Below are 24,270 nucleotides of genomic sequence, written 5' to 3' on the forward strand. Positions count from 1 at the left end.
GTTATTACCACAGCGTATTAATCACTAGCGCATGTTCAACGGGCGTTATTAAACTAAAAGGATCTCTCATGGATTTCGAATACAGTGACAAAGTTAAGGCGTTAATCAAGCGTGTAAACTTATTTATGGACACCTATGTTTATCCTGCTGAACAGGAAATGCATGAACAAGTTACGCAAGCACCCTGGTCAACGCCGCCGTTAATGGAAACACTAAAAGCGAAGGCTAAAGCACAAGGGCTGTGGAATTTATTCTTACCGCTAAGTTATGGTAAATACAGTGCCGGATTAACTAACTTAGAATATGCACCTTTAGCTGAAATTATGGGCAAAGTGATGTGGGCGCCAGAAGTCTTTAATTGTGCGGCACCTGATACCGGTAATATGGAAGTTCTCGCCAAATATGGTAGTGAAACACAAAAAAAACAATGGCTAGAGCCCCTGCTAGAAGGGAAAATTCGTTCAGCTTTTGCGATGACAGAGCCTGAAGTAGCATCGAGTGATGCCACCAATATTGAATTACGCATCGACCGTGACGGTGATGAATATGTCATCAACGGTAAAAAGTTTTACATCAGTGGCGCTTGCCGTAAACAGTGTGAAATTATGATTGTTATGGGTAAAACAGACCCTGATAATGACAATCGTTATATTCAGCAATCTCAAGTACTCGTGCCGATGAAAACCCCTGGAGTTACGATGGTACGACCAATGAAGGTGTTTGGTTATGATGATTCACCTGAAGGGCACGCGGAAATTATTTTCGAAAATGTTCGCGTTCCCGTTGAAAACATTATTGTTGCTGAGGGTAAAGGGTTTGAAATAGCTCAAGGTCGCTTAGGTCCGGGTCGCATTCACCATTGTATGCGATCGATTGGTGTTGCTCAACGCGCCCTTGATTTAATGTGTAAACGTGTCAATGAGCGTATTGTTTTTGGTCGCCCGATGATCAAACAACAGTCTATACGTGAAGACATTGCTATTTCAGCGTGTCAAATTGAACAAGCTCGTTTGATGACGTTAAAAGCGGCTCAAAAAATGGACCTTGAAGGCAATAAAGCGGCGAAAGATATTATTGCCATGATAAAAATAGTGGCGCCAAATATGTCACTTGATGTTATTGACCGTGCCATTCAATGCCATGGTGCAGTGGGGGTTAGCCAAGATACATTTTTAGCCCATGCTTATGCGGGACAGCGAACCTTGCGTTTAGCGGATGGTCCTGATCAAGTTCACATGATGCAGTTAGGCCGAGACTTAGTCAAAAAATCTACGTAATTATATCGTTGTTTAAAATAAAAGTCTTACATATGAAAGAGAATAAATACATGGCGGCAATAGCTCCTTTTGATGTTGAAAAACTCACCTCGTACCTTGAATGCCATCTTGAAGGTTTTGTTGGGCCGATAACACTCGACAAATTTTCAGGTGGACAATCTAACCCTACCTATAAAGTAATGGCGAAGTCAGGAACTTATGTTTTACGCAGCCAACCACCAGGGAAATTACTCAAATCAGCTCATGCGGTTGACCGTGAATATAAGGTCCTTGCAGCGCTAAAAGATTCTAATGTGCCTGTGGCTCAGGTCTATCACCTTTGTGAAGACACAAGCATTATTGGTTCAATGTTTTATATCATGGAATTTTGTGATGGCAGCGTTTATTGGAGTGCCTCGTTAGCTGAGATACCCACCAATACAGAGCGTAGCCAAATGTATGATGCAATGAATCATGCTTTAGTGGCTTTACATCGCGTGAATGTTGACAACATAGGGCTAAGCGAATATGGAAAAGCAGGTAATTACTTTGAACGTCAATATGGTCGTTGGTCTTCACAGTATCGCGCTTCAGAACTACAAAAAATAGATGCTATGGATAATTTAAGTCGATGGCTTGAGGTTAACTTACCCCAAGATGACGGCAAAGTTTGCCTGGTACATGGTGACTTTCGATTAGACAACATGATGTTTGCCAAAAATAAGCCTGAAATTATCGCCATTCTTGACTGGGAGCTCTCTACCTTAGGGCATCCGTATTCTGATCTAGCCTATCAATGTATGGGGTTAAGAATGCCACAAGGCATGGGCAGTATAGATGGACTAAAAGGCGTTGATAGAACACGTTTAGGTATACCCAGCGAAGCCGAATATGTGGCTACTTATTGTCAGCGCATGGGCATTGAAAAAATAGACAACTGGACCTTTTATCTCGCGTTTAGCTTTTTTAGGTTAGCCGCTATTGTGCAAGGTGTTGCTAAGAGAGCTTCCCAAGGGAATGCTTCGAACGAAAATGCTAATAAAGTTGGTAAGTTTGTCGAGCCTTTAGCTCAAATGGCATTACAGATCATTGAGCAAGAGAGTCAGGCGCAATAATAATTAAAGATGAATATAAAAATAGGCATAAACGCAAGCTTGAGCAACAGACCCAAACAACGGTCAGGCAATATTTTACTGTGAGGAAAAAAACATGGATCCATTATTAGATTTTACTGGAAAAGTAGCGGTTATTACCGGTGCAGCTCAAGGATTTGGCAAATTATTGGCTGAAGAACTGGCTAAACGTGGCGCTAAGTTAGTGATCAGTGATATTAACGAAGCCGGTGTTCATAGCGTTGCGGATGAAATTGCGGCAACTGGGGCACACGTTATCGCATTAAAATGCAATGTTGCTAAAAATGAAGACTGTAAAGCGATGGTTGATGCCGCCATTGAACATTTTGGTCGTGTTGATATTGGTGTCAACAACGCGGGTATTGCCCATGAGTTCCATGCGTTACACGAGATTGACGAAGCGCTCATGGATAAACAATTTGCGGTGAATGTTAAAGGTGTTCAGTTTGGTATGAGTCATCAAATTCAACAAATGTTAAAACAACAAGGCGGCGCTATTTTGAATGTTAGCTCAATGGCCGGGCTTGGCGGCGCGGCAAAGGTAGGCGCTTATTCTATGGCGAAACATGCTGTGATTGGTCTAACCAAAACAGGCGCTGTTGAATACGGTCGTCATAATATACGCATCAATGCCATTTGCCCATTTTTTACCTTAACGCAAATGGTAACAGATATGGCTGATGAAAATATGCAAAGCAAAATGAGCTTAGGTGCGCCGATGAAACGTCTCGCTGAACCTAAAGAAGTGGTTGCGGTAATGCTGATGATGTTGTCGCCTGCTAACACTTATATGACAGGGCAATGCATCGCGATAGATGGCGGCGTATCTGCGCAGTAAGCCTTAAAGGTAAGCTCAAATCACTGTTTTTGTTTACCTTTATTTTAATACTACTTTTAATCTAGCCTTTGATTTTATGTTTTGATACCAGAATAAGAAGAGAACAGTATGCTCAATGAATTAATGAATGCACGTGATATCGAATTCATGCTTTATGAATTTTTTGATAGTGAATCACTATTAAAAAGAGAACGATATCAAGACCATGATCGTCAAACATTTAATGATGTTATTGCCACGGCTAAAACAATAGCAGAAAAACACTTCTTACCTATTCGTCAAAAACTTGATACGCATCAGCCTACTTTTGATGGTAAAAACGTACATTTAATCCCTGAACTTAAACCCGCTATTGATGCCGTTATTGCTTCAGGTCTACCCTCAGCCACCGCTAATTACAACACTAATGGTATGCAGCTTCCGCCAATCATCGCAAGTATTGCCAGTTCATATTTGACTGTCGCGGGTGGTGTTGGTTTGGGCTACAACATGTTAACCACCGCTAATGCTAATTTACTTGAAGCACATGGCAGCGACGCACTGATTGAAAAATGGGTGAAGCCTATGCGTGCTGGACGTTTTATGGGTACGATGGCCATGACAGAACCGGGCAGCGGTTCAGGCTTAGGTGATTTAATTACCAAAGCGACCAAGGCAGCAGACGGCAGTTATCGTATCAGTGGTAATAAAATCTATATCTCGGGTGGCGATCATAACCTAAGCGAAAATATTGTACATCTAGTGCTGGCTCGATTAGCTGGGGCGCCAAAAGGTATAAGGGGCATCTCACTCTTTGTTGTGCCTAAATTCTTAGTGAATGATGATGGCTCAATCGGTGCAGACAATGAAGTTGCCTTGTCAGGGTTATTTCACAAAATGGGTGGTCGAGCACAAACGTCTACTTCGTTAAGTTTTGGTGAAAAAAATGGCGCTGTTGGTTACTTGGTTGGTGAAGAAAACCAAGGGCTAAAATACATGTTTCATATGATGAATGAAGCCCGCATTATGGTTGGTACAAGCGCTGCTGCTATCGGTATAGCGGGTTATCTGTACTCATTAGCGTACGCAAAAAACAGACCACAAGGTCGTTTGCCTTCATGCAAAGACCCGCTTTCTCCTATGGTTAATATCATAGAGCACGCCGATGTTCGCCGTATGTTATTAGCACAAAAAGCATATGCAGAAGGTGCGTTTTCGTTAGTGCTTTACGGCACACAATTAAGTGACGACGAAAAAACAGCACCGAGTGTTGCCGCTAAAGAACACGCCCACTTATTACTCGACTTCCTTACCCCCATTATTAAAACTTGGCCTTCAGAATATGGCACTAAAGCCAACGATTTAGCCATTCAAGTATTAGGCGGACATGGTTATATTAACGAGCACCCCGTTGAATTATTTTACCGTGATAATCGTTTAAACACGATTCATGAAGGTACAACGGGTATTCAGTCATTAGACTTATTAACGCGCAAAGTACCGATGAACAACATGGCTGGATACTTAGCCACCCTAGCTGAAATACGTAAAACCATCGAACAAGCTAGACAGTATGAAAGCTTATCAGAGTTTACTCAGCAACTAAGTGAAGCGGTGGCTACGTTACAGCAGACCACTGAAGCGGTGTTGGCCGCGATGACGACTAAAAATATAGATTTAGCATTAGCTAATTCTGTTAAATATTTAGAGTTATTTGGTCACGTTATTATTGCCTGGTTATGGCTTAAACAAGGCCTTGTTGCTACTAAAGGTCTTGAATTAAAGCCTCATCAAGATGATGCTTGTTTTTATCAAGGGAAACTGCAAACGCTTCAGTATTTTTATCGCTTTGAATTGCCACAAATATCGTTATGGGCAGCGCTTTTACTCAACACCGACAACAGTACCTATGAGATGAAAACCGCATGGTTTTAAAGCACTTTAATTAGGTAAAAAAGTCATAAGCCTATGAAAAAATACTTAATGGTAAGCCCCCTAATAGAAATAATAATAAAGAGATAGCTTATGCCAACAATAATTAAAAAAGATGAATTAGCACAGTACATTGGTTATCAAGCCGCACCTACGCCTTGGCATACCATTGACCAAGCGCAAATTAATCTATTTGCAGATTGTACACTTGACCATCAGTTTATCCATGTTGACGAAGTGAAGGCTAAAGCAACACCGTTTGGCACTACGATAGCGCACGGGTTTTTATCCTTATCGATGTTGTCTTATTTTGCCAAAGATTTTAGCGTGATTATTGATGGCTTTTATATGGGCTTAAATGCGGGTTTTGACAAAGTGAGATTTTTACAGCCGGTTCATGTTAATAGCCGTATTCGTGCACATGCAAAAACGTTGGCGATTGACGAAAAAAAGCTCGGTCAATACCGCTTATGTACAGAAGTCACGGTTGAGATTGAAGGTGGTGATACACCCGCTTTGGTTGCTGAGTGGGTTTCAGTACAAATGGTTAAATAACAACGCAACTTAGCGAGTTTATGCGTGCTAATAAATTAAAAATGATCATCTAGTTTTATAAATTATGCACTTTATATTTTTAAAAGCTAATTTACAGATTTAAGCCTTTATTGCTGAGGTTAACGTGAATAGAATCATTAGAAAATCGATTAAGGAAATATTATGACAATCAGTTTTGTAGGTAAAGTCGCTATTGTTACAGGCGCAGGTAATGGATTAGGTCGTTCGCATGCCTTAGCGCTTGCTGCACGTGGCGCTAAAGTTGTCGTCAATGATTTAGGTGGCGCCCGAGATGGTCGCGGCGCTTCTTCACAAGCCTCACAAGATGTAGTGCGTTTAATTGAAGACAATGGCGGTGAAGCGATAAGCCATGGCGCCAATGTTGCCAACTTTGATGAAGTACAAGATATGGTTAAACAAGCTATGGATAAATGGGGACGTGTTGATATTCTCATTAATAACGCGGGTATTCTACGCGACAAATCATTCACAAAAATGACCTTAGATGACTTTAAAGTTGTTATGGATGTGCATGTGATGGGGTCCGTTAACTGTACTAAAGCTGTTTGGGATATCATGCGAGAACAAAACTATGGGCGCATTGTGATGACTACCTCATCAAGTGGTATGTACGGCAACTTTGGTCAGTCAAATTATGGTGCAGCTAAAATGGCTGTTCTGGGGCTAATGAATACGTTAGTCATTGAAGGTGCTAAAAATAATATTCGTATTAATGCACTTGCACCCACAGCGGGGACACGAATGACCGAAGATTTAATGCCAGAAAATATTGTCAAAGCCTTTGCCCCAGAAGCCGTAACCGCTGGCATGCTGACACTGTGTGATAATGATGCGCCTAATCGCTTTATTTTATGTGCGGGAGCGGGGGGATATTCAAGTGCCAGTATGTTTGAAACCGATGGCTGTTTTATTCCACAAAACAGTCAAAGCCCCGAAAAAGTGCGTGAATGTTGGAGCGAGCTTAGCCGTCAAACAGACCAAGTTGCCTTAACCTGTGGTGCTAAACAGGGTGAGAAATTTGTCAGTAAAGCGATGGCATATATGCAATCACAGCAGTAATAGCCATGATTAAAGCGCGATTAATAAATAATAACGAATAAGGAACATCGATGAGAGAAGCCGTAATAGTATCTACCGCCCGAACTCCAATGGGTAAAATTTACCGTAGGGGCTTTAACGATTTAAAATAAAACATTTAACGTGGCATAACTATAATAATAATGTCATGCATAAAATAAGTGATTGGGGAGACGAAAATAATGGAAAAAATTTGGCTTGAAAAGAGTTATCCAAGCGGTGTTGATTTTGAAATAAATCCAGATAAATATAGTTCTTTAGCTGGCTTATTTACTAAATATACTAAGCTATATCAAGATAATACCGCGTTTATTAATATGGGCGCGAGTATTACTTATCAAGAACTGGGTGAGCAAGCTAAAGACTTTGCTGCCTATTTACAGCGAGACTTAGGATTAGTTAAAGGTGATAAATTTGCCATCATGATCCCTAATCTTTTACAATATCCTGTCGCCTTATTTGGTGCGTTAATGGCAGGTTTAACCGTCGTTAACGTTAACCCGTTATATACACCCCGAGAATTACAACATCAACTAAAAGACTCAGGTACAAAGGGTATTCTTATCCTTGAAAATTTTGCCCATGTACTTGAAGCGGTTATTGATAAAACAGATGTTGAACATATTGTCATTACTGGTGTGGGCGACCGATTAGGAAAAGTAAAAGGCTTACTGGTAAATAGTGTACTTAGGTATGTAAAAAAACAGGTGCCAAGTTTTAATTTTCCTCAAGCCGTCAGATTTAATAAAGCGATGGAAACAGGTGCTAGCTTAAGTTTTACTCCGGTCGAGGTTACCGGAGCTGATCTGGCCTTTTTGCAATATACTGGCGGTACCACGGGGCCATCAAAAGGGGTCATGTTAACGCACCGTAATATGGTTGCTAATCTTGAACAATCTAATGCAGCAACCAAGAATGTCTATGATGTTGGTCAAGAATTCATGGTTACCGCGCTGCCGCTTTATCATGTCTATGCGCTAACCTCTAATTGTTTATGTTTTTTGCCCTTTGGTGGTACTAATCTTTTAATTACCAACCCCAGAGATATGGCGGGCTTTGTTAAAGAGCTGGCTAAATATCCTTTTACAGTTATCACCGGTGTAAATACCTTATTCAATGCGTTATTGCATACCCCAGGATTTGACCAACTAGATTTCACGCCTTTAAAGCTTGGTTTTGGCGGTGGCATGTCTGTACAGCGGCCGGTTGCAGAGCTTTGGGAGAAGGTCACAAAAACCCGCTTACTAGAAGGTTATGGCCTGACAGAATGTGCACCTTTAGTGACCATGAGCCCTTATAACCAAGCAAGCTTTAATGGGTCAATTGGTGTGCCTGTTTCTTCTACCGATATTCGCCTAATGGATGATAACGGCAAAGAAGTTGCACTTGGTGAGCCGGGTGAAATGTGGGTCAAAGGCCCACAAGTAATGGCCGGTTATTACAACCGTCAAGAGGCAACGGATGAAGTCTTAAAAGATGGGTGGTTAGCCACGGGTGATATTGCCACGATGGATGAGAATGGCTTTTTCAAAATTGTTGATCGCAAGAAAGATATGATTATTGTTTCTGGTTTTAATGTCTTTCCCAATGAAATTGAAGAAGTGCTTGTAATGCATGGTGGGGTACTTGAAGCCGCTGCTATTGGTGTACCTCATGAATCAACGGGTGAGGCGGTCAAAGTTTTCATTGTACGTAAAGACCCGGAATTAGTTGAACAAGATATTCTAGACCATTGTCATGAACAGTTAACAAACTATAAACGGCCTAAGTTGGTGGAATTTATTGATGAGCTACCAAAGACCAATGTCGGTAAAGTATTACGCAAAGCGCTACGTACATAAACGAAAGCTCAGTAACGTAAATTGCTCACTTACGCGGGCTATAAATAAGTCATAAAGGTATGTTAGTGTGGCCTCAATCAAACGTTGAGGCCAATCGCCTTAAAAATTGATAGCAAGTTAACACCGGTTGATACATAAAAAGGATTTACTCTTGAGTATTATTGAAAATAGCTGCCTTTTGCTGGGCCGTTTTTTAATGGGAAGCTATTTCATTCTTCCTGCTGTTAGTAAAATCAACAAATTTGACGGCACAATGACCTATATGGAACAGCATAATGTTCCCATGGTCTCAGTATTATTAGTGGTGACTATTATCATTCAATTGGTTGCAGGTGCTGCGATTATTGTTGGATTCAAAGGAAAAATAGCGGCGTTTATATTAGCAGGTCTAACCTTGGTCATTAGCTTATATATGCATAACTTTTGGGTAATGGAAGAAGGTTTAGCACGTAGTCATGAATTGCAAAATCTATTCAAAAATATGGGTATTATGGCAGGTTTATTAATGATCACGGGGTTAGGTACGGGCAAATATAGTATCGACCAACATAACACTATTCAAAGTGATGGGTATTAAGCCATTAACCTATGTCCGTATTGCTAACTTTAGCCCTGTAGGGCCAATGAAATTAGCGCTATAAACGATTATCATAAAAACGATCACAGATGGAGATCACGCGATAATGAAAACGTCAAAACAACTATTTACCCTTATTTCTAATGAGGGACAACTTGAAATATCTTTAAAGACCCTCGATGTACCTCAACCTAAAGCACATGAAGTCATTGTTCGCATTGAAGCTGCTCCTATTAATCCATCAGATATGTGGCCAATGTTTGGTCCGGCTAATTTGGCGGAAGCAGTACTTAGCGAAGATAAATCAACATTTAGTGCGCCGGTACATAAAGGTATTTTACCACGTATTAAATCACGTTTAGACCAAGTGCTACCTATTGGTAATGAAGGTGCGGGTACTGTGATAGCTGCTGGTGACAGTGAGGCTGCACAATCGTTAATGGGAAAAACAGTCGCCATATTGACGGGGGGCACCTATGCTCAATATTGTTGCGTACCAGTACAAGCGTGTATTGTGCACAAAGAGAGTACGTCTGCGATTAATGCTGCGTCTTCATTTGTAAACCCTTTGACCGCATTAGGTATGGTAGAAACCATGCGTATGGAAGGTCATACAGCCTTAGTGCATACAGCGGCAGCATCGAGTTTAGGGCAAATGCTGAATAAAATTTGTCTCGCACAAGACATATCACTGGTTAATATTGTTAGAAATCAGCAACAGGCCGAGATACTTAAAGAGATTGGCGCGACCTATATTTGCGACTCTTCAAGTAAAACCTTCAAAGCGGATCTTTATCAAGCGATTAACGAAACAGGGGCAACTCTAGCTTTTGATGCTATTGGCGGCGGCGAGATTGTCAGCGATATTCTTACCGCGATGGAACAATCAGGTAGTAAAGACGCGGTAGGTTTTAATACTTATGGCTCTGAATCTAACAAACAAGTTTATATTTATGGCGGTTTAGACTTCTCGCCAAGTATTTTAAATCGTGCTTATGGCATGACGTGGGGCATAGGCGGCTGGTTACTGATGAGATTTTTAGCTAAGTTGCAACCCCAGCAAATTGTTAAGTTACAACAACAAGTGGCTAATGAAATCACCACAACCTTTGCCTGTACCTTTACTGAAGAGCTAAGCTTTGAACAAGCGATGACCCCAGCAATTGTTTTGCAATACAACGCGAAAAAAACGGGTGGAAAATACTTGATTAACCCCAATAAAAACTTATAACTTGGTTGCAGGAAACTCTAATTATCTTGTTATAGTTTCCTTATTTCTCTCGACCTACTTGTTATATATTTCTCAGCGATCCCTTACTTTGTATTCTTTAAAAGAATAATGAGCCATAAGTACTATTCATTTGTTTAATTTATTTCTAACGTTTACCCTACATTATCCTTATAATAATGGTTGTGATTATTACCTAAAAGCAAATGACTCAATAAGATGCCACACAATATGTTAGAAATTTATGCTGGCGAATCAGCCTTAAAGACGATTAAAGAAAAAGGATTTTCACCTGAGTTATTTACCTCTTTTTTAGGGGCAAGTGGTGGCCCTAAATGGTTTACTTTATATGGTTTAGATAAGTACCTCTTTAGTGAATTTTTTAACAATAAAGAACAAGACTTAAATCTTATTGGTTCAAGTGTAGGTGCATTTAGAAATGCCTGTTTTGCGCAAAAAGATCCACTTGCTGCGATAGAACGTTTAGCCAAAAATTATTATGAAACCACCTATACGGATAAAGCTAAATCTGAAGAGGTTAGTCAAAAAGCCGTAGCAATGATGGACGCTGTTTTTGGTGAAACGGGCGAACAAGAAATAATTGATAATCTTCATTTTAAAGCACATTTTATCGTCGCTAAATGTAATGGTTTTGTTGGCTCTAAAAATAAACTTTTACAAGGGATCGGTCTAGCCAAAAGTTATGTGAATAACCGTATTAGTCGCCCGCGATTAAACAGCCAGTACGAGCGTTTTATTTTTCAGTCGAGCCACAGCGACCTGCAGCTCGATGATCCCGATAAAATTTCCACCACACGTGTTTCATTTTCAATAGCAAACATTCGTAACGCGTTACTCGCTTCAGGTTCAATTCCTATGGTAATGGAAGGTATTAACCATATTGAGAACACACCTAAAGGTATGTATCGAGATGGTGGTATTGTTGATTATCACTTTGATTTTGCCATTAAGAATCTAGGGTTAACGCTTTATCCTCATTTTAGCTCAACGCTTAAAGCGGGTTGGTTTGATAAAAATTTATCAAGAAAAGTTAGGCTGAAGCATTATGACAATACGGTGCTGATCTGTCCTTCAGCAAAATTTATTGATGCCTTACCTCATCATAAAATACCTGACAGAAAAGACTTTGTTGTGATGACGCGAGAGCAGCGCATGTTATATTGGCAACAAGTGATGACTGACAGCGAAAAACTCGCTGAATCGTTCGACCAGTTTTACCAAAATCAAGATATAAGCCAGATAAAAAACATCAAGCAGTTGTTGGCTTAGTTTTTAAATGAGTGCCCATTTACTACTTAAATTAACCGCTAAATGGGCACTAAAAAAAGTATCTCAAATAAGAATAAAGTTACCCCCTAAACGAGCACTTTAATTAACATGGAAATAAATATGTCCCCAAAAATTTTACATACTTTGATGCGCAGTGTAGTGCTGATTTTTTTAGTCTCGTTATCTGTTCATGCCGAAACAGAAGATACCCCTCAAGTCAATGTAGTCGTCGGTGCTCATGACAGTAAAGTGGCCAATAAGGCTGCAGAATCTATGAAAGTGAATGTTGATGAAAATAGTTTTCAATGTATAAGAAAAATGTCACCGGTAAGGCATTTTTATGTTGATAATCTTTTGGGTGATATACAAAGCACTATGGCTGCCGCTAATGCACCAGAAGGCGCTAAGTATCCTGTTGGCTCAGTTGTACAACTTGTTCCCACAGAAGCCATGGTTAAGCGAGAAAAAGGCACCTTTCCTGCAACCGGCGATTGGGAGTTCTTTGAACTTGAAGTAAATGAAGAGGGTTCAACCATAGGAAAACGTGGTTTTGTTGATGTCGTGAATCGTTTCGGTGGTAATTGTTTTTCATGTCATGCACCCGCTCGTGAACCTTGGGATTTTATTTGTGAATCAGGCCATGGCTGTGAAACCATTCCTATTGATCATAAAATGACGGGGGCACTTCAGCGTTCAGACCCACGCTGCGAAGTTGCCGTTCCTGAAGATGGCGACTGGATGGCACTTTTCAAACTTAAGAGCATGGTCAGTATTGGTTTAACTAAAAAATGGTTTGAAGATACATTTTAACGTAACCGCATGGCTTTCATTTAGTCATGGTATGACTAAAGGTCAGTATGTGATCGTTAGCTCAATTGTTGACGAAGTAGACATTGTAGTGGTGATAACCTACGCGAATTCCCTAGATAGCTAACGGGCAACGCGGCACTTAACGGAATACCCGTTGCCATTAAAGTCGCATAGATGATAATTTATGCGACGATAACTTATTAGTAAATATTTAAGCCCAAGAGAGTAATGAAATGTTTAACAGTACAGAAAATTATATTGCATCAGACGAACTTCGCTTAGCAGTTAACGCGGCAATTACCCTAGAAAAACCACTGTTGATTAAAGGAGAGCCTGGTACAGGTAAAACTCAGTTAGCCGAAGAATTAGCAAAATCTCTCCATTGTAAATTATATCAATGGCATATTAAATCGACGACTAAAGCACAGCAGGGCTTATACGAATATGATGCAGTATCACGATTAAGAGACAGCCAGTTAGGTGATAAACGTGTGCACGATATCGGAAATTATATTGTAAAAGGTAAACTCTGGCAGGCGTTTGAAGAAGAACAACGTCCCATTTTATTGATTGATGAAATAGACAAAGCGGATATAGAGTTTCCTAATGATCTCCTGCAAGAATTAGATAAAATGGAGTTTTATGTTTATGAAACTCAGCAAATCATTAAAGCGAAACAACGTCCGATCATCATTATTACCTCAAATAATGAAAAAGAGCTACTATGTGCATAAAATTAAGACTGAGAATGTTCGTATTTGATTTTTAAAATATATGACCTAAAATAAGACTAAACTTACGAATGGTCAGTCTTATGGAAGAACCAGATTTTTATAATTTAATAATACCAGTTAAACCCCGTCCTAAAATTATTCAGTCACTGGATAAAAGTACTGGTGTAATTGATATGGAAGTTGTTAAGTCAATTGTAAAACCCCGCAACCTGACCATCATTGTTCAACCCAATTCTTTACCACTTTATCCTCATAATCAATTTCTTTATTCATTATTGAAAGAAGGCAAAGATTCAACAGCCACTGAAGCTCAAGCTTTAATGGCATTTGAACGATTTTTGGCTCCACATAATAAAACATACAAATCACTTACAGAAGATCAAGAAGAAGGAGCACCTTGGTTATTTGCAGATTATCTGTTGGATAATTTGAAAGTTGTAAATCCTGCAACAGGTTTGGTATTAGAAAACCCTAACGGTTACTCTATTTCAACTGCTAGGAGCTATATTGATGTTGTTATAAAATTTTATAAGTGGCTTCACTCAAGTGGTCTCTTTTTTATTAGTGAAACTCATAAACCATTTGAATTTAAGACGGTTACTTTAAGGCGAGGCCAGAAAGTAAATCAGCACGACATTCTTGCACATCTAAATAATAAAAAATTAGCATTATCAGTACAAACAACTGATTTGAAAAAACGTTTCCCGAAGGTGGAGTCAACGCCTGAGCATATGAAATTAAAACCAATGACAGAAGATGATAAAGACATTTTCATCGAACATCTAAAAATTAAATATAGTAAAGGATTTAAAAAAATTAAATCGTTAATGTATAGATTAACCGTAGAAACAGGGCTAAGGATAGAAGAATTAGTAACTTTTCCAGATTCAGGTATCCATTTTCCAATGGAGGGTGCAGACGAAATACCTTTTTTAATATCGCTAGCTAACGGATGTCAGACAAAATTTGATAAACCAAGAATCATTAATATTCCATATGATTTAATGTTGGAACTAGATGTATACCTCAATCGTGACGATAGAAAGGTACAGTTAAATAAAGGAGTAAATAAATTAAAAGGTGAATATAAAAAGAAAGTTACAGCTCGCAAAGAGTATATAGAAAAATATGGATTAGCTAATGCTCCAGAGGAGCCAGTTCCTGTTCATGATGATTATGAACATGGGAGATTATTCATTAGTGCAAGGGGTCTGCCTTACTCAGTATCTACTATTCAATCAGAATTAAGTGTGATTAGAGAAAATATTAAAATGGAATACCCCCACTGGTATTATCGTATACATGATTTACGCTCGACATTTGCGACTCATTGGCTAAAGAAAGAAGCAGAAAAAAGAGGAATCCTATTCGATATTTTAATGCAGGAGCTTGCGGATTTAATGGGGCATGAGTCAACTGTAACCACCCAAAAATATATTACTTTCATGAGAGACAAAGCTGCAAAATTACTCTTTTCTCATAAGAAAAATAAGCTAGCACAAGACGCTTTGGCGTAGAACGATGTCAGAATTTAGAAAAAGCCCATTAACCAGAAATGCTTTAGCGGAAGCACCAATTAAACTAAGAGAAAATGATCTTAGTGATATAGGTCTTATGACACAGCATCTAAAGCTGTCTGATAAAACAACACCAACATTAGATTTTTGGAAATTTATAGGTGGTAATAAATCACCTGCTAGAAGAATGAATACGTACAGAATTGCTAATGCAGTTAAGCAAAAATTAGATGACAAAGGATCGCATGACACAATTTATAATGGTTATTCCTCATTTGTTGTATATTTCGATTACTGCGAATGTAAAGGTAAAGAGCCATTTTCTCTTACAGGATATAGATCATATTTGGGACGAAATGGTGAATTAGTTAGGCTGGTAAACCTTGCTCGTACACCTTTAGATTATCTTTATCTATATAAAAATGGTGATGAAGTAGGTTTGAACTCTAGTTCAGCTAGTTATAGAGCTGGTTATATCCGTCAATATTTGACTGCTGCTGGCATGTATGAACCGTTGTGGGATAGAGACTTGCCAAAGTTTGAATCTAATCCCAACCCAACTAAGGCATATCGTCAAAATGAATATAAAATATTACTTAGGCGACTGCAATTTGTGTTCTTTTCATTATCCAGTCAACTTATTGCAGCCAAAAATAACGGTGAAGGTCTCCCTCATGTTTCAGTTGTTATTGATGAATTAGACAATGGCGAAGTCCTATCTGTTGAATTAGGTATAAACAATAAAGCAAATATTGGAGAAGTTATTTACCAGTCACCATTCAATATGGCGATGATTTCTGCGTTTTATTTATTTTGCCACTACAGTAATTTTAACTCGTCATCTATTGTAGATTTATGTCACCCAATTGAATTTGATTCCCATCGTGACAAAAAATTAAATAGAACAACTAGATTCGCGAATATTAAGGCATGGAAATCGAGATCAAAAAAAGTTGTTGAAGGTACTTTTTCTGAAGAGCCAGGAAAGCTTGAAGAGAACATTACAACAATAGAAATAGATAAAAGAGACGGTTTAGCATTCATTCACGCTTTAAATGAGCTTTCAACACTTTACTATCCAAGTAGTAAACAAGAGCATCATTCTCCATTATTTTTCAATTTGGGAGTAGATAGACAATTCAAAAATTTCAATCTACGCCAATCTACGAGCAATTTGATTAAAATTTTAAACATTTATTCAGATAAAAAAATTCTTCATACAGATTATTTAATAGAACGGTTTAGGGAAGTTCTACATACAAAAGAACTAACAGAAATGTTTGAACGTGACGGTATTGTGGTCAAAAAAGTTAACAAAGTTGGCCCAAGAGAGTACCGGAGAACTTTAACTCGTCTTGCTTATGCTGTTATTCGGTCATTAACGAATATTGAGCTAAAAGGCATGTATATGCCCCTTAGCTATTCAAAGGTTAACGATAAAGGCTCAGTTAAAGTCTCTTTCAAATATAATAATGGCAAACAAGGGAGTTTTAATATTCAAAACCTATTCGTGTCTTTTTTTTACGAACTTGAGTCTTATTCACGAGGAGTTAATGATTATGTTCCAGCTAAAAACCATCCTAACCAAAAGTTATCACCTTTCCTTTTGCCTCTAGGCAAAAGGAATAATACTTACCAGTGGAAAGAAGAAGAGCTTTATATTCGCCCAATACTCAAGAAAATAGGTATATATCTAGGCGATTATTTACTTGATATAAATGCCATGCGCATTCGAGCAACAGCATCAAATAATAACATTAATCCTGACGATGGTGGATTAGAGGTTGCGACTTCTTTACTTCAAAATACAGTAGAAACTCTTCAGAAGCATTACGTTGATGGGGAACCGACTCAAAACCAGGTGATTGCAAACCAAGCAATTGAAGTTTTAGAAGAGATAACAAAAGGTGCATCTCTGGAGGAAGCTAAATCAATAGTGATGAATAGCCGGAATATTGATGTATTGGAATACGATGAATGGAAGGCATTGAGACAACCAACAAACATAAATGGAATACTGTGCGATGGAAAACCATCAGGAAAAGCTAAAAAAGAACATCGAGCTTCTCAGAAAGCGTCTGAGTCTATATTAGGCCAGAATGCTGAAATTTCATGTTATCAATATGATATGTGTACAGGCTGTAACAGTGCAAAGTTAGTGGATGATGTTAACAGTGTATACAAGCTCCTTTCTTATGTAGAACTTCTCGAAGAATCATCAAGCAGTTTTCCTGAAAGACAATTAGAACTGAGTGAAAAAGCAGAAGAACTTTTATTATTAGCTGAAACAAATATTTCAGATTCGGTTTTTGAAATGGCTGAGGACAAACTAGCCATTGAAGGGCGCTACTTCTTACATAATAGTAACTACTTAAATTCAATGGAGACTGTAATCTACAATGCTTAAACTTGATGATGCTAACCAAAATCAGTTATTTCACGAGAATAATAGTTCCGATGATACAGATAATTATTATAGAGATGATCTCCTTCCGTTGATGAAAGCTGGTAACTGGGATGCGGTGAAATCCTCAGTTGCCTTTAAGCTTTCAGATAAAGAAACTTTATTTAGTGAAGATACTTGGGTCATTCCAAATATTATGGACATTGATTCGAAATTACATTTCCTGCTTGCTGGAAAGAGAGTGGAAAGTAATATTACCAATCAAATAAAAGCTTTTTCATTAGCATGTATTTTAACAGGAGGTGAAGAGTTAAGTGGGGAATCCATTCGCGGTGCTGTAAGTCCTCTAATGAAGGTAGCAAAAGCCCTTATTGAAGATGGTTATAACAGTTTTGAAGCTATTGATGACGAGTACGCACTTGGTTTACCAGAGAGCAACCCAGAACTTTTTGAAACCAAAGTTGTAATGAGTGCTCTCAACCGAATGATTGATTATTATGAAGAGCTTCCATTTCAAATTAATTTTAGCAAACTGGACGCGCGTAAACTTGGTGTAGTACTTAAAGATACACAACAAAACTTAGTGATTCCTCCGCGTTTTTTCACTCAAATGATTAATGTGTTTTCTGCTGATATTCAACCTTTGATTAAATACCAAGTTCAATTAGAAAAAGAAATTGAGCGAATGATAAAACTTGAACATCAGCTATTTGTATATAGACTTAGACAATTTCGTAAAGGAGTGATCCCAGCAATAACTACTTTTAAGAGTGGCTTTGCAAAGTTAGAAAAGCATTTTATTGAGAAAGGGATAACTCTAGTAGATAATTTAAGAAGCGAAGAGTCAAATCCTGAAGAATGGATGCAAACTTTTATGGAGATCAAGCCTTCTGTTCGAATCAGTTCTGCTTATTTTATTTATTCAAAACAATGGCAACACAAAGAATTTACCGTAGGTGATCAAAGTCTCAAAACAATTGGGCAGTTCAAGACTTTTCTTACTGAACTTGATATGAAATGCAAAGTTCTTTGTTTACTGTTAAGTGGTATGCGTGTAGACGAACTTAATGCCATGCATCCAAAGTATGGTGCTCAAAGCTATACATATAATAATCAAGAAATTCATATTTTTACTACTCGGCAGTCGAAAATAAAACAAGGAGTCCAAACGAAAGAAGATATTTTTGCTACAACGAAAACAGGACATATTGCTTTTAATCTTATGTCTGTCATTCATCGACCATTTTTGAAACGAGCAGAAGATGGAAGTTCATATTTTGTGTCTCTAAAGCAGACTATATACCCGAAAGTAATATGTAAATCAACTTGGTCAAATACTTTCAGAAAGGCGGTAAATAGATGGTTGTTAAAACATAATGATATTAAGCTTTCTGCGGAAGATGCTAGCTTCCTACATATTACTAATCCAAAAAATAAGAATATTAAAGAAGGAAATTTATTTAAATTCACAAACCATCAAACGAGACGCTCTTTCGCTTTTTATCTTATCGGTTATGAACTAATGGCATTTCCCCAATTAAAGCAACAACTGTCGCATTTGAGTTCTGCAATGACACGTCATTATGCTAACAATGCAACTTATTGGGGAAGCCTAAGAATGGAAGTTGACAATGAACGTACATCACAAAAGTCAGAGATACTGGCTAGAGTTTACAATAGAATTGTTAATAATGAACGAATAGCAGGCGGTAAAGGAAAGGCCCTTAAAACTTTAGCTGGAAACAACAACTATTTTGAGGATGGAGACAATTCAAGGTTGTTAGAAGCTAGTTATTGGCAAAAAATGATCAGAACTGGAAAAAGCCATATTCATGCAATTGCTCCAGGTATGTATTGTACAAACTCTAATTGTGATATGCGTATTAATATAATTCTTGAAGAGTGTATTGATTGCGAATTTGACGTGATACTAGAAGGAATGTACGCAGAAGGTAAACGTGTAAATGCGAGTAAAAATCTGGCTTCACTGGATGAAATGGGGGAGTTAACGCACAGTGTTGCCTCTCAATTGGTTATGCAAATAAAAAGTTGTGAGATTATTTTAAAAGAATTAAATATCCCATTTTCACCGATGGTGATTCCAGAACATATAAATAATTTGCTAATTAAAACTATGAATATTTGAGTAACATATCATGAGCTTAAGAGATATTAAAAAAGAGAAAACTGCCAAAAGAGCAAGGGAAGCGATACAACGTATCATAAATGGTATTCCAACAAATAAAGAGCTAAAAAATAGAAATAAGCTCAAACTAAATCAAAGCACCGTTGAAAAAGAGGCAGGTCTTGGTGTTAGTGCTCTAAAACATCACGGTGATATACTTAAAGAAATTGATGGCATTAACTCGCCAATAACAGAGACGACATTAGACACTTTAGATAGTAACTCGAATGAAAGTGAGAAAGTTTATTTACTGAACAAAAAAATAGAAACGCTTAAAAGTCAAAAGAAAGCTGCTATCACAGCTAAAAAAGCAGCTATTGATCTAAATAAAGAGTATTCGGCTGAGATTGAAAAATTAAAATACGACAACAAGGCTCTTCATAGCCACCACGCTCAAGTAGTATCAGCTATGTTTGAGATTATTCCACTTGATAAGTTAGGTCAGTTTGTCTCTAAAGTAAACTTAGGACAAAATGATAATGTGATACCCATTAAATAACGTAAGGTTGATAGATTTACATTTATAAAGCATTAGGCATTAGTGTTCTTTTTCTATTAAGTTTAGTTCATTGTAAAAACAAGTATAAATCACATTGAGACAAGCTCAACTAATTTTTTCTATTTCTATTCTGTTTATTAACTTGAATGCAGGGGTCATTTTTGCGACTTATTCGATTGATAACAAATTGTTATTGCTGATAGCACTTCAACCAAGCGCAGATTTCAAATACTACTTATGTTGAGGTTTATTAAATTAAGCCAAAAAGCATCTAAGAATAGATGCATAAAATATGAAATATTTGGGAAATAATATAACTGTTAAGTAATTTCAATTATATGTTCACTCACGCAAGCGTGAAATAATTTCTATTTGGTATGTCATGTAGCAGTAGCTTTACTTTTCGTAGGGATTTTTAAACTCAATGCAAAAAAAAGCATCTATTAATAATAGATGCATAAAACATGAAACACTAAGGGAATAACATTACTGTTAAGTAAGAGTGTGCTTCTGCTTTTAAGTTCAAAACATCTATAAAATCGTTGTATAAAAACATGAAGTGACTGACCTTATTGCCAACATTAGAAGTGGCAATAAACATTTAGATACGATAAAAGACTTTTTAGCTATAAATCCTTGAGCAAGCTCAATAAAATATCCATTGGTGGCATTGGGTTCTCAATAACAAAATTAGAACACATCAAAATTTATAATATCTACTCATAATGAATGCGTAATACCATGATGCCAATCGGTCAATATTATTAACAATATTAAGGTTATTGATATTAATTCTTTAGTTTCTTAGCTAGTATTTTAAGTCCTTCAGCAGGGTCTAAACCCAAGGCTTCGCAATATTGTACATATTCGTAAATGTTTAACTTTCGTTGACCAGTCTCGATCTTGCTAATAAATTGAAATGGCTCATCAATTATTAATGCGAGATCTCTTACAGATAAGCCTCTACTCAGCCTCTCTACCTTTAGCCAACTCAATAGCTTTTGGTATTTTTCAATGTTTATTGATTTTATCATTGTCCCTATTCTAGTGACATGCTATCTTGTCACCAAATCGGGGACAGATGTAATAATTAATATAACTGAAATTATATATTTTTTATTAAAATAAATACGGTGAGTAGAGGTTATTCTTATGGAAAGAACATATTTAGATGACGCTGTTTTGATATCTATTCTATCAAATTCAAATAATGACAAAGGTAGTGAAGTAACATTTCTAACGGGTAAAGTTATTAATGACCAAACTAATAATTTTCGAGTTGGAAAATTTTTAATTACAACAGAATTGGAATTGTGTAGCAAAAATGTTTTTTTAACAAAAACCGGGGAGCTATTCGAAACTTCAAATTTCCCTAGTATGACTGAAATGTTTTGTGCAGAATTTTTACTTATGAGAATAAACTCTTTTGAATTAGAGCAAATTTTAGCTATGCGAAGATGTACGGATAATGCGAAGTTAATTTCTGCTTTTGATAATAAGAAGCCAACAATTGAACCGCTTGGGGTAGAGTTATTAGGCTAACTCATGCCACCTAGAACTAATTCACAAGTCAAAACAACCCGGTTCTATGTTCACTTTGTGATACGATAGCGGACGTTAGCATCAATAGATATTCAAGCTGTTTAGAGTGTTCAATCTATCTTGGTCATGACAGAGAAATAAGCCACCAAAGTGGTCATTCACATTTGAAATATTAACGATCACTTTGTGCGCTTAGGAGACCTTAGCCTCAAAATTTTTGCCCTATATTTTCTAATGAATTTTTTCATGGCGTATTACTGAGAAGTCTTAGTAATAATCATAAAACAACCTTGTGTTATTCTAATTTATTGATATTTAAGATAATAACATTGATTTTAATGTTAGGTATTACTGAGAAGTCTCAGTAATACCCATGTTCTAACAAAAATAAAAAATTTGTATTTCCTAAAGCTCTGAAATTATGGGATATTAATTTCAATTAAATAATATTTATGGGACGGACATTACTGAGAAGTCTCCATAATAAGCGTTGAACTAAACCGCTTCGCGGGGAGTGCCAACTCCCTGACATATCACTGCATTTCAACCACACTTAACTTGCTACTCAACCTTTTTTGGAGGCAAGTTATGACACCACTCAGACAACAGTTACTTGACTGTATGCAAGTACGACACTTTTCAATTAGAACACAGCAAGCCTATGTTCGTTGGGTTTACGACTTAGCGAAACACACTCATCGATCCCCTGATACGTTACAAGACAATGAGTTAAAAAAGTATCTTTGGTCGTTAACCTTAGAGCGCCATTTATCGTCAAGCACATGTGCACAGGCTTTTCATGCGCTGAACTTTTTTTATGGTCAGGTGCTAGGACGAATATTCACTGAACAGTTGTTACCACCGATGAAGCGACAACAGAAGATCCCTGAGCTTTTAAGTATCTCTGAAGTGAAGCGGATCATTGATGTCTGCCGCAATCCGAAATATCGCATGATGATCACTTTGTGCTATGGCTGTGGTTTGCGCCTTAGTGAAGTCTGCTCGCTCAAAGTGAAAAATATAGCGGGTGAAGAGAAGGTTATACATCTTCAACAAGCCAAAGGGGCTAAGGACAGGCGTATCCCCGTATCTGAATCATTGCTACACCAGCTACGACTTTATTGGCAAGGTATTCATCCCATCATTTACCTGTTTTTTAAGCCTGGAGAAGATAAACCGTTACATCAATCGTCATTACAAAAAGCTTATTACAAAGCGAAAAAAGATGCGGGGATTTTAAAAATAGGCGGTATACACGCCTTGCGGCATGCTTTTGCTACGCATCAGCTAATGGCTGGTATGCCACTACCGGAGTTACAGCATATTTTAGGGCATAAAGATATCCGAACTACCGTGCGATATACCCACTGGCTACCCCATTATCAAGCGGTGGACGGAGCACAATTTGATTTACTCCAGCAACTGGAGCAACAATCATGAACGGCTCATTGCTTCAGCAAATTATCGCACAAGGACTACCACACCTTGAGAAGAAAACCATCACACCAAGGCAATGGCAAGTGTTGCATCACCTTCAGGATTGTCGAACTCAAGCGATGGGCAGTTATCAATGGCACTGCAATCACTGTGAACAAGATACCCAGTGGTATTGCTCTTGTCGTGACCGACATTGTCCGGTGTGCCAAGGTAAAGCACGTGAAAAATGGCTACTCAAAAGACAAGCGGATGTACTTCCTGTCGCTTATCATCATGTCGTGTTTACTTTACCGCATCAGTTTAATGGTTGGGCAACCTTACATCCTGAGATACTTTATAAAACGCTATTCAAGGCTGTCTGGGAAACATTAAGTGAATTTGCAAATGCAAGACATCATATGGAGGGTCAGTTGGGTATGTTGGCGGTGTTACACACTTGGGGTCAAACCTTGTGTAGGCATATTCATTTGCACTGCCTCATTCCAAGTGGAGTATTAACCCAAGACAAGCAATGGTGCAATAGTCGCAAGTCCCACTATTTATTTCCTGTAAAAGCTTTATCAGTGAAGTTCAGAGGGAAAATGCTGAATGGTTTAGAGGAACAAGCCAACGCAGGTGAGCTTCATCGATTAGAGCAACCAACTATTACGCAAGTATTGAATCAAACAGCTCGGTTGAAATGGAATGTTTATAGCAAACCTACCATTGGTCATACCGATACAGTGGTTAACTATTTAGCACGTTACTGTAATCGCGTAGGTATTAGCGAAAGTCGTTTATCTTTAAGGAGCGAGAATAACGTATTAATGCGTTACAAGGACTATCGTACCAATGAGACAACGCATATGGATTTATCTCCGGCAGAGTTGATAAGGCGATTTTTATTACATGTTCTCCCTAAAGGTTTTATGCGGCTGCGTTATTACGGATTCATGGCTAATTCAATAAGGCGTAAATCGTTAACCCTCATTAGAAAAAGCTTAGATAAAGAGACGGAGAAGCTTGAAGATATTAGCACTGACACGGTTAAAGATGAAATAGGGCCTGAATGTCCAAGTTGTCATCATGCAGGGATGATCTTGATAGGAATTCTATTGCCGAACAAACCGTTAGCGCAGTTTCGAACGATCTAGTTGAGTGGTGTAATCTGTTAATTATGCGTTGAAAAAAGCGATAGTGGAGGCTTCGTTTGTCTTGAATAAAGCCCCTGATAAGGTAAACTGGCTTGATAACGTTGAGCAAAATAGAGTAAGGAAGCTACTGATAATGCGTTGTTGGTTAAAACCCTTCCTGTCACTGGAATGACTCAATAAACAAAAACCATATAGACAGTGCCTAACGGCTCAGTCCAACGGGACATTTATCTCTCATGCTTCGACAAGAGATAAATGCTTAATAGTTAGTTACCCATCAAT

General features: G+C 37.9%; 19 protein-coding genes and 1 pseudogene. 19 read left to right on the forward strand and 1 reads right to left on the reverse strand.

All coding sequences use genetic code 11. The features are described from left to right. Window positions 1-68: 68 nt before the first annotated feature. The 16 genes and pseudogenes from H4J73_RS10850 (at window position 69) to H4J73_RS10925 (ending at window position 19,876) form a co-directional block, all read left to right on the forward strand. Window positions 69-1,277, forward strand: a complete 1,209-nt coding sequence (locus H4J73_RS10850) for an acyl-CoA dehydrogenase family protein (RefSeq protein ID WP_182180960.1) — start codon at window positions 69-71, stop codon at window positions 1,275-1,277. Window positions 1,278-1,309: 32 nt separating this feature from the next. Further along, the gene (locus tag H4J73_RS10855; RefSeq protein WP_259366687.1) at window positions 1,310-2,371 is read left to right on the forward strand and encodes a phosphotransferase family protein; all 1,062 of its coding nucleotides are present in this window, start codon (window positions 1,310-1,312) and stop codon (window positions 2,369-2,371) included. Window positions 2,372-2,465: 94 nt separating this feature from the next. Then, complete coding sequence (locus H4J73_RS10860; protein WP_182180959.1) at window positions 2,466-3,227, forward strand: SDR family NAD(P)-dependent oxidoreductase; 762 nt, start codon at window positions 2,466-2,468, stop codon at window positions 3,225-3,227. A 108-nt stretch (window positions 3,228-3,335) separates the two neighbouring features. Further along, window positions 3,336-5,141 carry an acyl-CoA dehydrogenase gene (locus H4J73_RS10865; protein ID WP_182180958.1) on the forward strand — a complete coding sequence of 602 codons (1,806 nt, stop codon included), beginning with the start codon at window positions 3,336-3,338 and terminating at the stop codon, window positions 5,139-5,141. Between the two features lie 90 nt (window positions 5,142-5,231). Further along, window positions 5,232-5,693 carry a MaoC family dehydratase gene (locus H4J73_RS10870; RefSeq protein WP_182223545.1) on the forward strand — a complete coding sequence of 154 codons (462 nt, stop codon included), beginning with the start codon at window positions 5,232-5,234 and terminating at the stop codon, window positions 5,691-5,693. A gap of 162 nt (window positions 5,694-5,855) precedes the next feature. After that, window positions 5,856-6,773 (forward strand): SDR family NAD(P)-dependent oxidoreductase, encoded by a 918-nt coding sequence (locus tag H4J73_RS10875; protein ID WP_182180956.1) that lies wholly within the window; start codon window positions 5,856-5,858, stop codon window positions 6,771-6,773. 200 nt (window positions 6,774-6,973) lie between these two features. Continuing rightward, entirely contained in the window at window positions 6,974-8,632 is a 1,659-nt protein-coding gene (locus H4J73_RS10880) for an AMP-binding protein (protein WP_182180955.1), read from the forward strand. 151 nt (window positions 8,633-8,783) lie between these two features. Continuing rightward, a complete protein-coding gene (locus H4J73_RS10885; protein ID WP_182180954.1) occupies window positions 8,784-9,209 on the forward strand; it encodes a DoxX family protein in 426 nt (141 codons plus the stop codon). A gap of 106 nt (window positions 9,210-9,315) precedes the next feature. After that, window positions 9,316-10,440, forward strand: a complete 1,125-nt coding sequence (locus H4J73_RS10890) for a zinc-binding dehydrogenase (RefSeq protein WP_182180953.1) — start codon at window positions 9,316-9,318, stop codon at window positions 10,438-10,440. Window positions 10,441-10,668: 228 nt separating this feature from the next. Beyond that, complete coding sequence (locus H4J73_RS10895) at window positions 10,669-11,727, forward strand: patatin-like phospholipase family protein (RefSeq protein ID WP_182180952.1); 1,059 nt, start codon at window positions 10,669-10,671, stop codon at window positions 11,725-11,727. Between the two features lie 120 nt (window positions 11,728-11,847). Next, window positions 11,848-12,537 carry a hypothetical protein gene (locus H4J73_RS10900; RefSeq protein ID WP_259366686.1) on the forward strand — a complete coding sequence of 230 codons (690 nt, stop codon included), beginning with the start codon at window positions 11,848-11,850 and terminating at the stop codon, window positions 12,535-12,537. Window positions 12,538-12,770: 233 nt separating this feature from the next. Next, window positions 12,771-13,259: pseudogene (locus tag H4J73_RS10905) on the forward strand (AAA family ATPase); the annotation flags it as partial. Window positions 13,260-13,351: 92 nt separating this feature from the next. Further along, the gene (locus H4J73_RS10910) at window positions 13,352-14,788 is read left to right on the forward strand and encodes a site-specific integrase (RefSeq protein ID WP_182223544.1); all 1,437 of its coding nucleotides are present in this window, start codon (window positions 13,352-13,354) and stop codon (window positions 14,786-14,788) included. A gap of 4 nt (window positions 14,789-14,792) precedes the next feature. Beyond that, window positions 14,793-17,195 carry a hypothetical protein gene (locus H4J73_RS10915; protein ID WP_182223543.1) on the forward strand — a complete coding sequence of 801 codons (2,403 nt, stop codon included), beginning with the start codon at window positions 14,793-14,795 and terminating at the stop codon, window positions 17,193-17,195. Further along, window positions 17,188-19,338 carry a hypothetical protein gene (locus H4J73_RS10920; RefSeq protein WP_182223542.1) on the forward strand — a complete coding sequence of 717 codons (2,151 nt, stop codon included), beginning with the start codon at window positions 17,188-17,190 and terminating at the stop codon, window positions 19,336-19,338. The genes H4J73_RS10915 and H4J73_RS10920 overlap by 8 nt, the downstream gene beginning before the upstream one ends. 10 nt (window positions 19,339-19,348) lie before the next feature. After that, on the forward strand, window positions 19,349-19,876 hold the full coding sequence (locus H4J73_RS10925; RefSeq protein ID WP_182223541.1) for a hypothetical protein: 528 nt from the start codon (window positions 19,349-19,351) through the stop codon (window positions 19,874-19,876). Between the two features lie 788 nt (window positions 19,877-20,664). Here the strand turns inward: H4J73_RS10925 and H4J73_RS10930 are convergent. Further along, window positions 20,665-20,910, reverse strand: coding sequence for a helix-turn-helix domain-containing protein (locus H4J73_RS10930; protein ID WP_182223540.1), 246 nt, complete (start codon window positions 20,908-20,910; stop codon window positions 20,665-20,667). Between the two features lie 118 nt (window positions 20,911-21,028). Here H4J73_RS10930 and H4J73_RS10935 point away from each other — a divergent pair, with 118 nt between their 5' ends. The 3 genes from H4J73_RS10935 to H4J73_RS10945 all read left to right on the forward strand — a co-directional run bounded on the left by H4J73_RS10935 (window position 21,029) and on the right by H4J73_RS10945 (window position 23,988). Beyond that, complete coding sequence (locus H4J73_RS10935; protein WP_182223539.1) at window positions 21,029-21,418, forward strand: hypothetical protein; 390 nt, start codon at window positions 21,029-21,031, stop codon at window positions 21,416-21,418. Window positions 21,419-22,006: 588 nt separating this feature from the next. Next, window positions 22,007-22,858 carry a tyrosine-type recombinase/integrase gene (locus H4J73_RS10940; RefSeq protein WP_182223538.1) on the forward strand — a complete coding sequence of 284 codons (852 nt, stop codon included), beginning with the start codon at window positions 22,007-22,009 and terminating at the stop codon, window positions 22,856-22,858. Continuing rightward, a complete protein-coding gene (locus H4J73_RS10945) occupies window positions 22,855-23,988 on the forward strand; it encodes an IS91 family transposase (protein WP_182223537.1) in 1,134 nt (377 codons plus the stop codon). Before H4J73_RS10940 ends, H4J73_RS10945 begins: the two co-directional genes overlap by 4 nt. Window positions 23,989-24,270: the final 282 nt, after the last annotated feature.

It is taken from the genome of Colwellia sp. MB3u-41 (assembly GCF_014076845.1).
Classification (GTDB): Bacteria; Pseudomonadota; Gammaproteobacteria; order Enterobacterales; family Alteromonadaceae; genus Colwellia_A.

Excerpts from the sequence above, each read along its gene's own strand:
- H4J73_RS10850 (WP_182180960.1), top strand. The coding sequence starts at position 69 with ATGGATTTCGAATACAGTGACAAAGTTAAGGCGTTAATCAAGCGTGTA.
- H4J73_RS10855 (WP_259366687.1), top strand. The coding sequence starts at position 1,310 with ATGAAAGAGAATAAATACATGGCGGCAATAGCTCCTTTTGATGTTGAA.
- H4J73_RS10860 (WP_182180959.1), top strand. The coding sequence starts at position 2,466 with ATGGATCCATTATTAGATTTTACTGGAAAAGTAGCGGTTATTACCGGT.
- H4J73_RS10865 (WP_182180958.1), top strand. The coding sequence starts at position 3,336 with ATGCTCAATGAATTAATGAATGCACGTGATATCGAATTCATGCTTTAT.
- H4J73_RS10870 (WP_182223545.1), top strand. The coding sequence starts at position 5,232 with ATGCCAACAATAATTAAAAAAGATGAATTAGCACAGTACATTGGTTAT.
- H4J73_RS10875 (WP_182180956.1), top strand. The coding sequence starts at position 5,856 with ATGACAATCAGTTTTGTAGGTAAAGTCGCTATTGTTACAGGCGCAGGT.
- H4J73_RS10880 (WP_182180955.1), top strand. The coding sequence starts at position 6,974 with ATGGAAAAAATTTGGCTTGAAAAGAGTTATCCAAGCGGTGTTGATTTT.
- H4J73_RS10890 (WP_182180953.1), top strand. The coding sequence starts at position 9,316 with ATGAAAACGTCAAAACAACTATTTACCCTTATTTCTAATGAGGGACAA.
- H4J73_RS10895 (WP_182180952.1), top strand. The coding sequence starts at position 10,669 with ATGTTAGAAATTTATGCTGGCGAATCAGCCTTAAAGACGATTAAAGAA.
- H4J73_RS10900 (WP_259366686.1), top strand. The coding sequence starts at position 11,848 with ATGTCCCCAAAAATTTTACATACTTTGATGCGCAGTGTAGTGCTGATT.
- H4J73_RS10910 (WP_182223544.1), top strand. The coding sequence starts at position 13,352 with ATGGAAGAACCAGATTTTTATAATTTAATAATACCAGTTAAACCCCGT.
- H4J73_RS10915 (WP_182223543.1), top strand. The coding sequence starts at position 14,793 with ATGTCAGAATTTAGAAAAAGCCCATTAACCAGAAATGCTTTAGCGGAA.
- H4J73_RS10920 (WP_182223542.1), top strand. The coding sequence starts at position 17,188 with ATGCTTAAACTTGATGATGCTAACCAAAATCAGTTATTTCACGAGAAT.
- H4J73_RS10925 (WP_182223541.1), top strand. The coding sequence starts at position 19,349 with ATGAGCTTAAGAGATATTAAAAAAGAGAAAACTGCCAAAAGAGCAAGG.
- H4J73_RS10930 (WP_182223540.1), bottom strand. The coding sequence starts at position 20,910 with ATGATAAAATCAATAAACATTGAAAAATACCAAAAGCTATTGAGTTGG.
- H4J73_RS10935 (WP_182223539.1), top strand. The coding sequence starts at position 21,029 with ATGGAAAGAACATATTTAGATGACGCTGTTTTGATATCTATTCTATCA.
- H4J73_RS10940 (WP_182223538.1), top strand. The coding sequence starts at position 22,007 with ATGACACCACTCAGACAACAGTTACTTGACTGTATGCAAGTACGACAC.
- H4J73_RS10945 (WP_182223537.1), top strand. The coding sequence starts at position 22,855 with ATGAACGGCTCATTGCTTCAGCAAATTATCGCACAAGGACTACCACAC.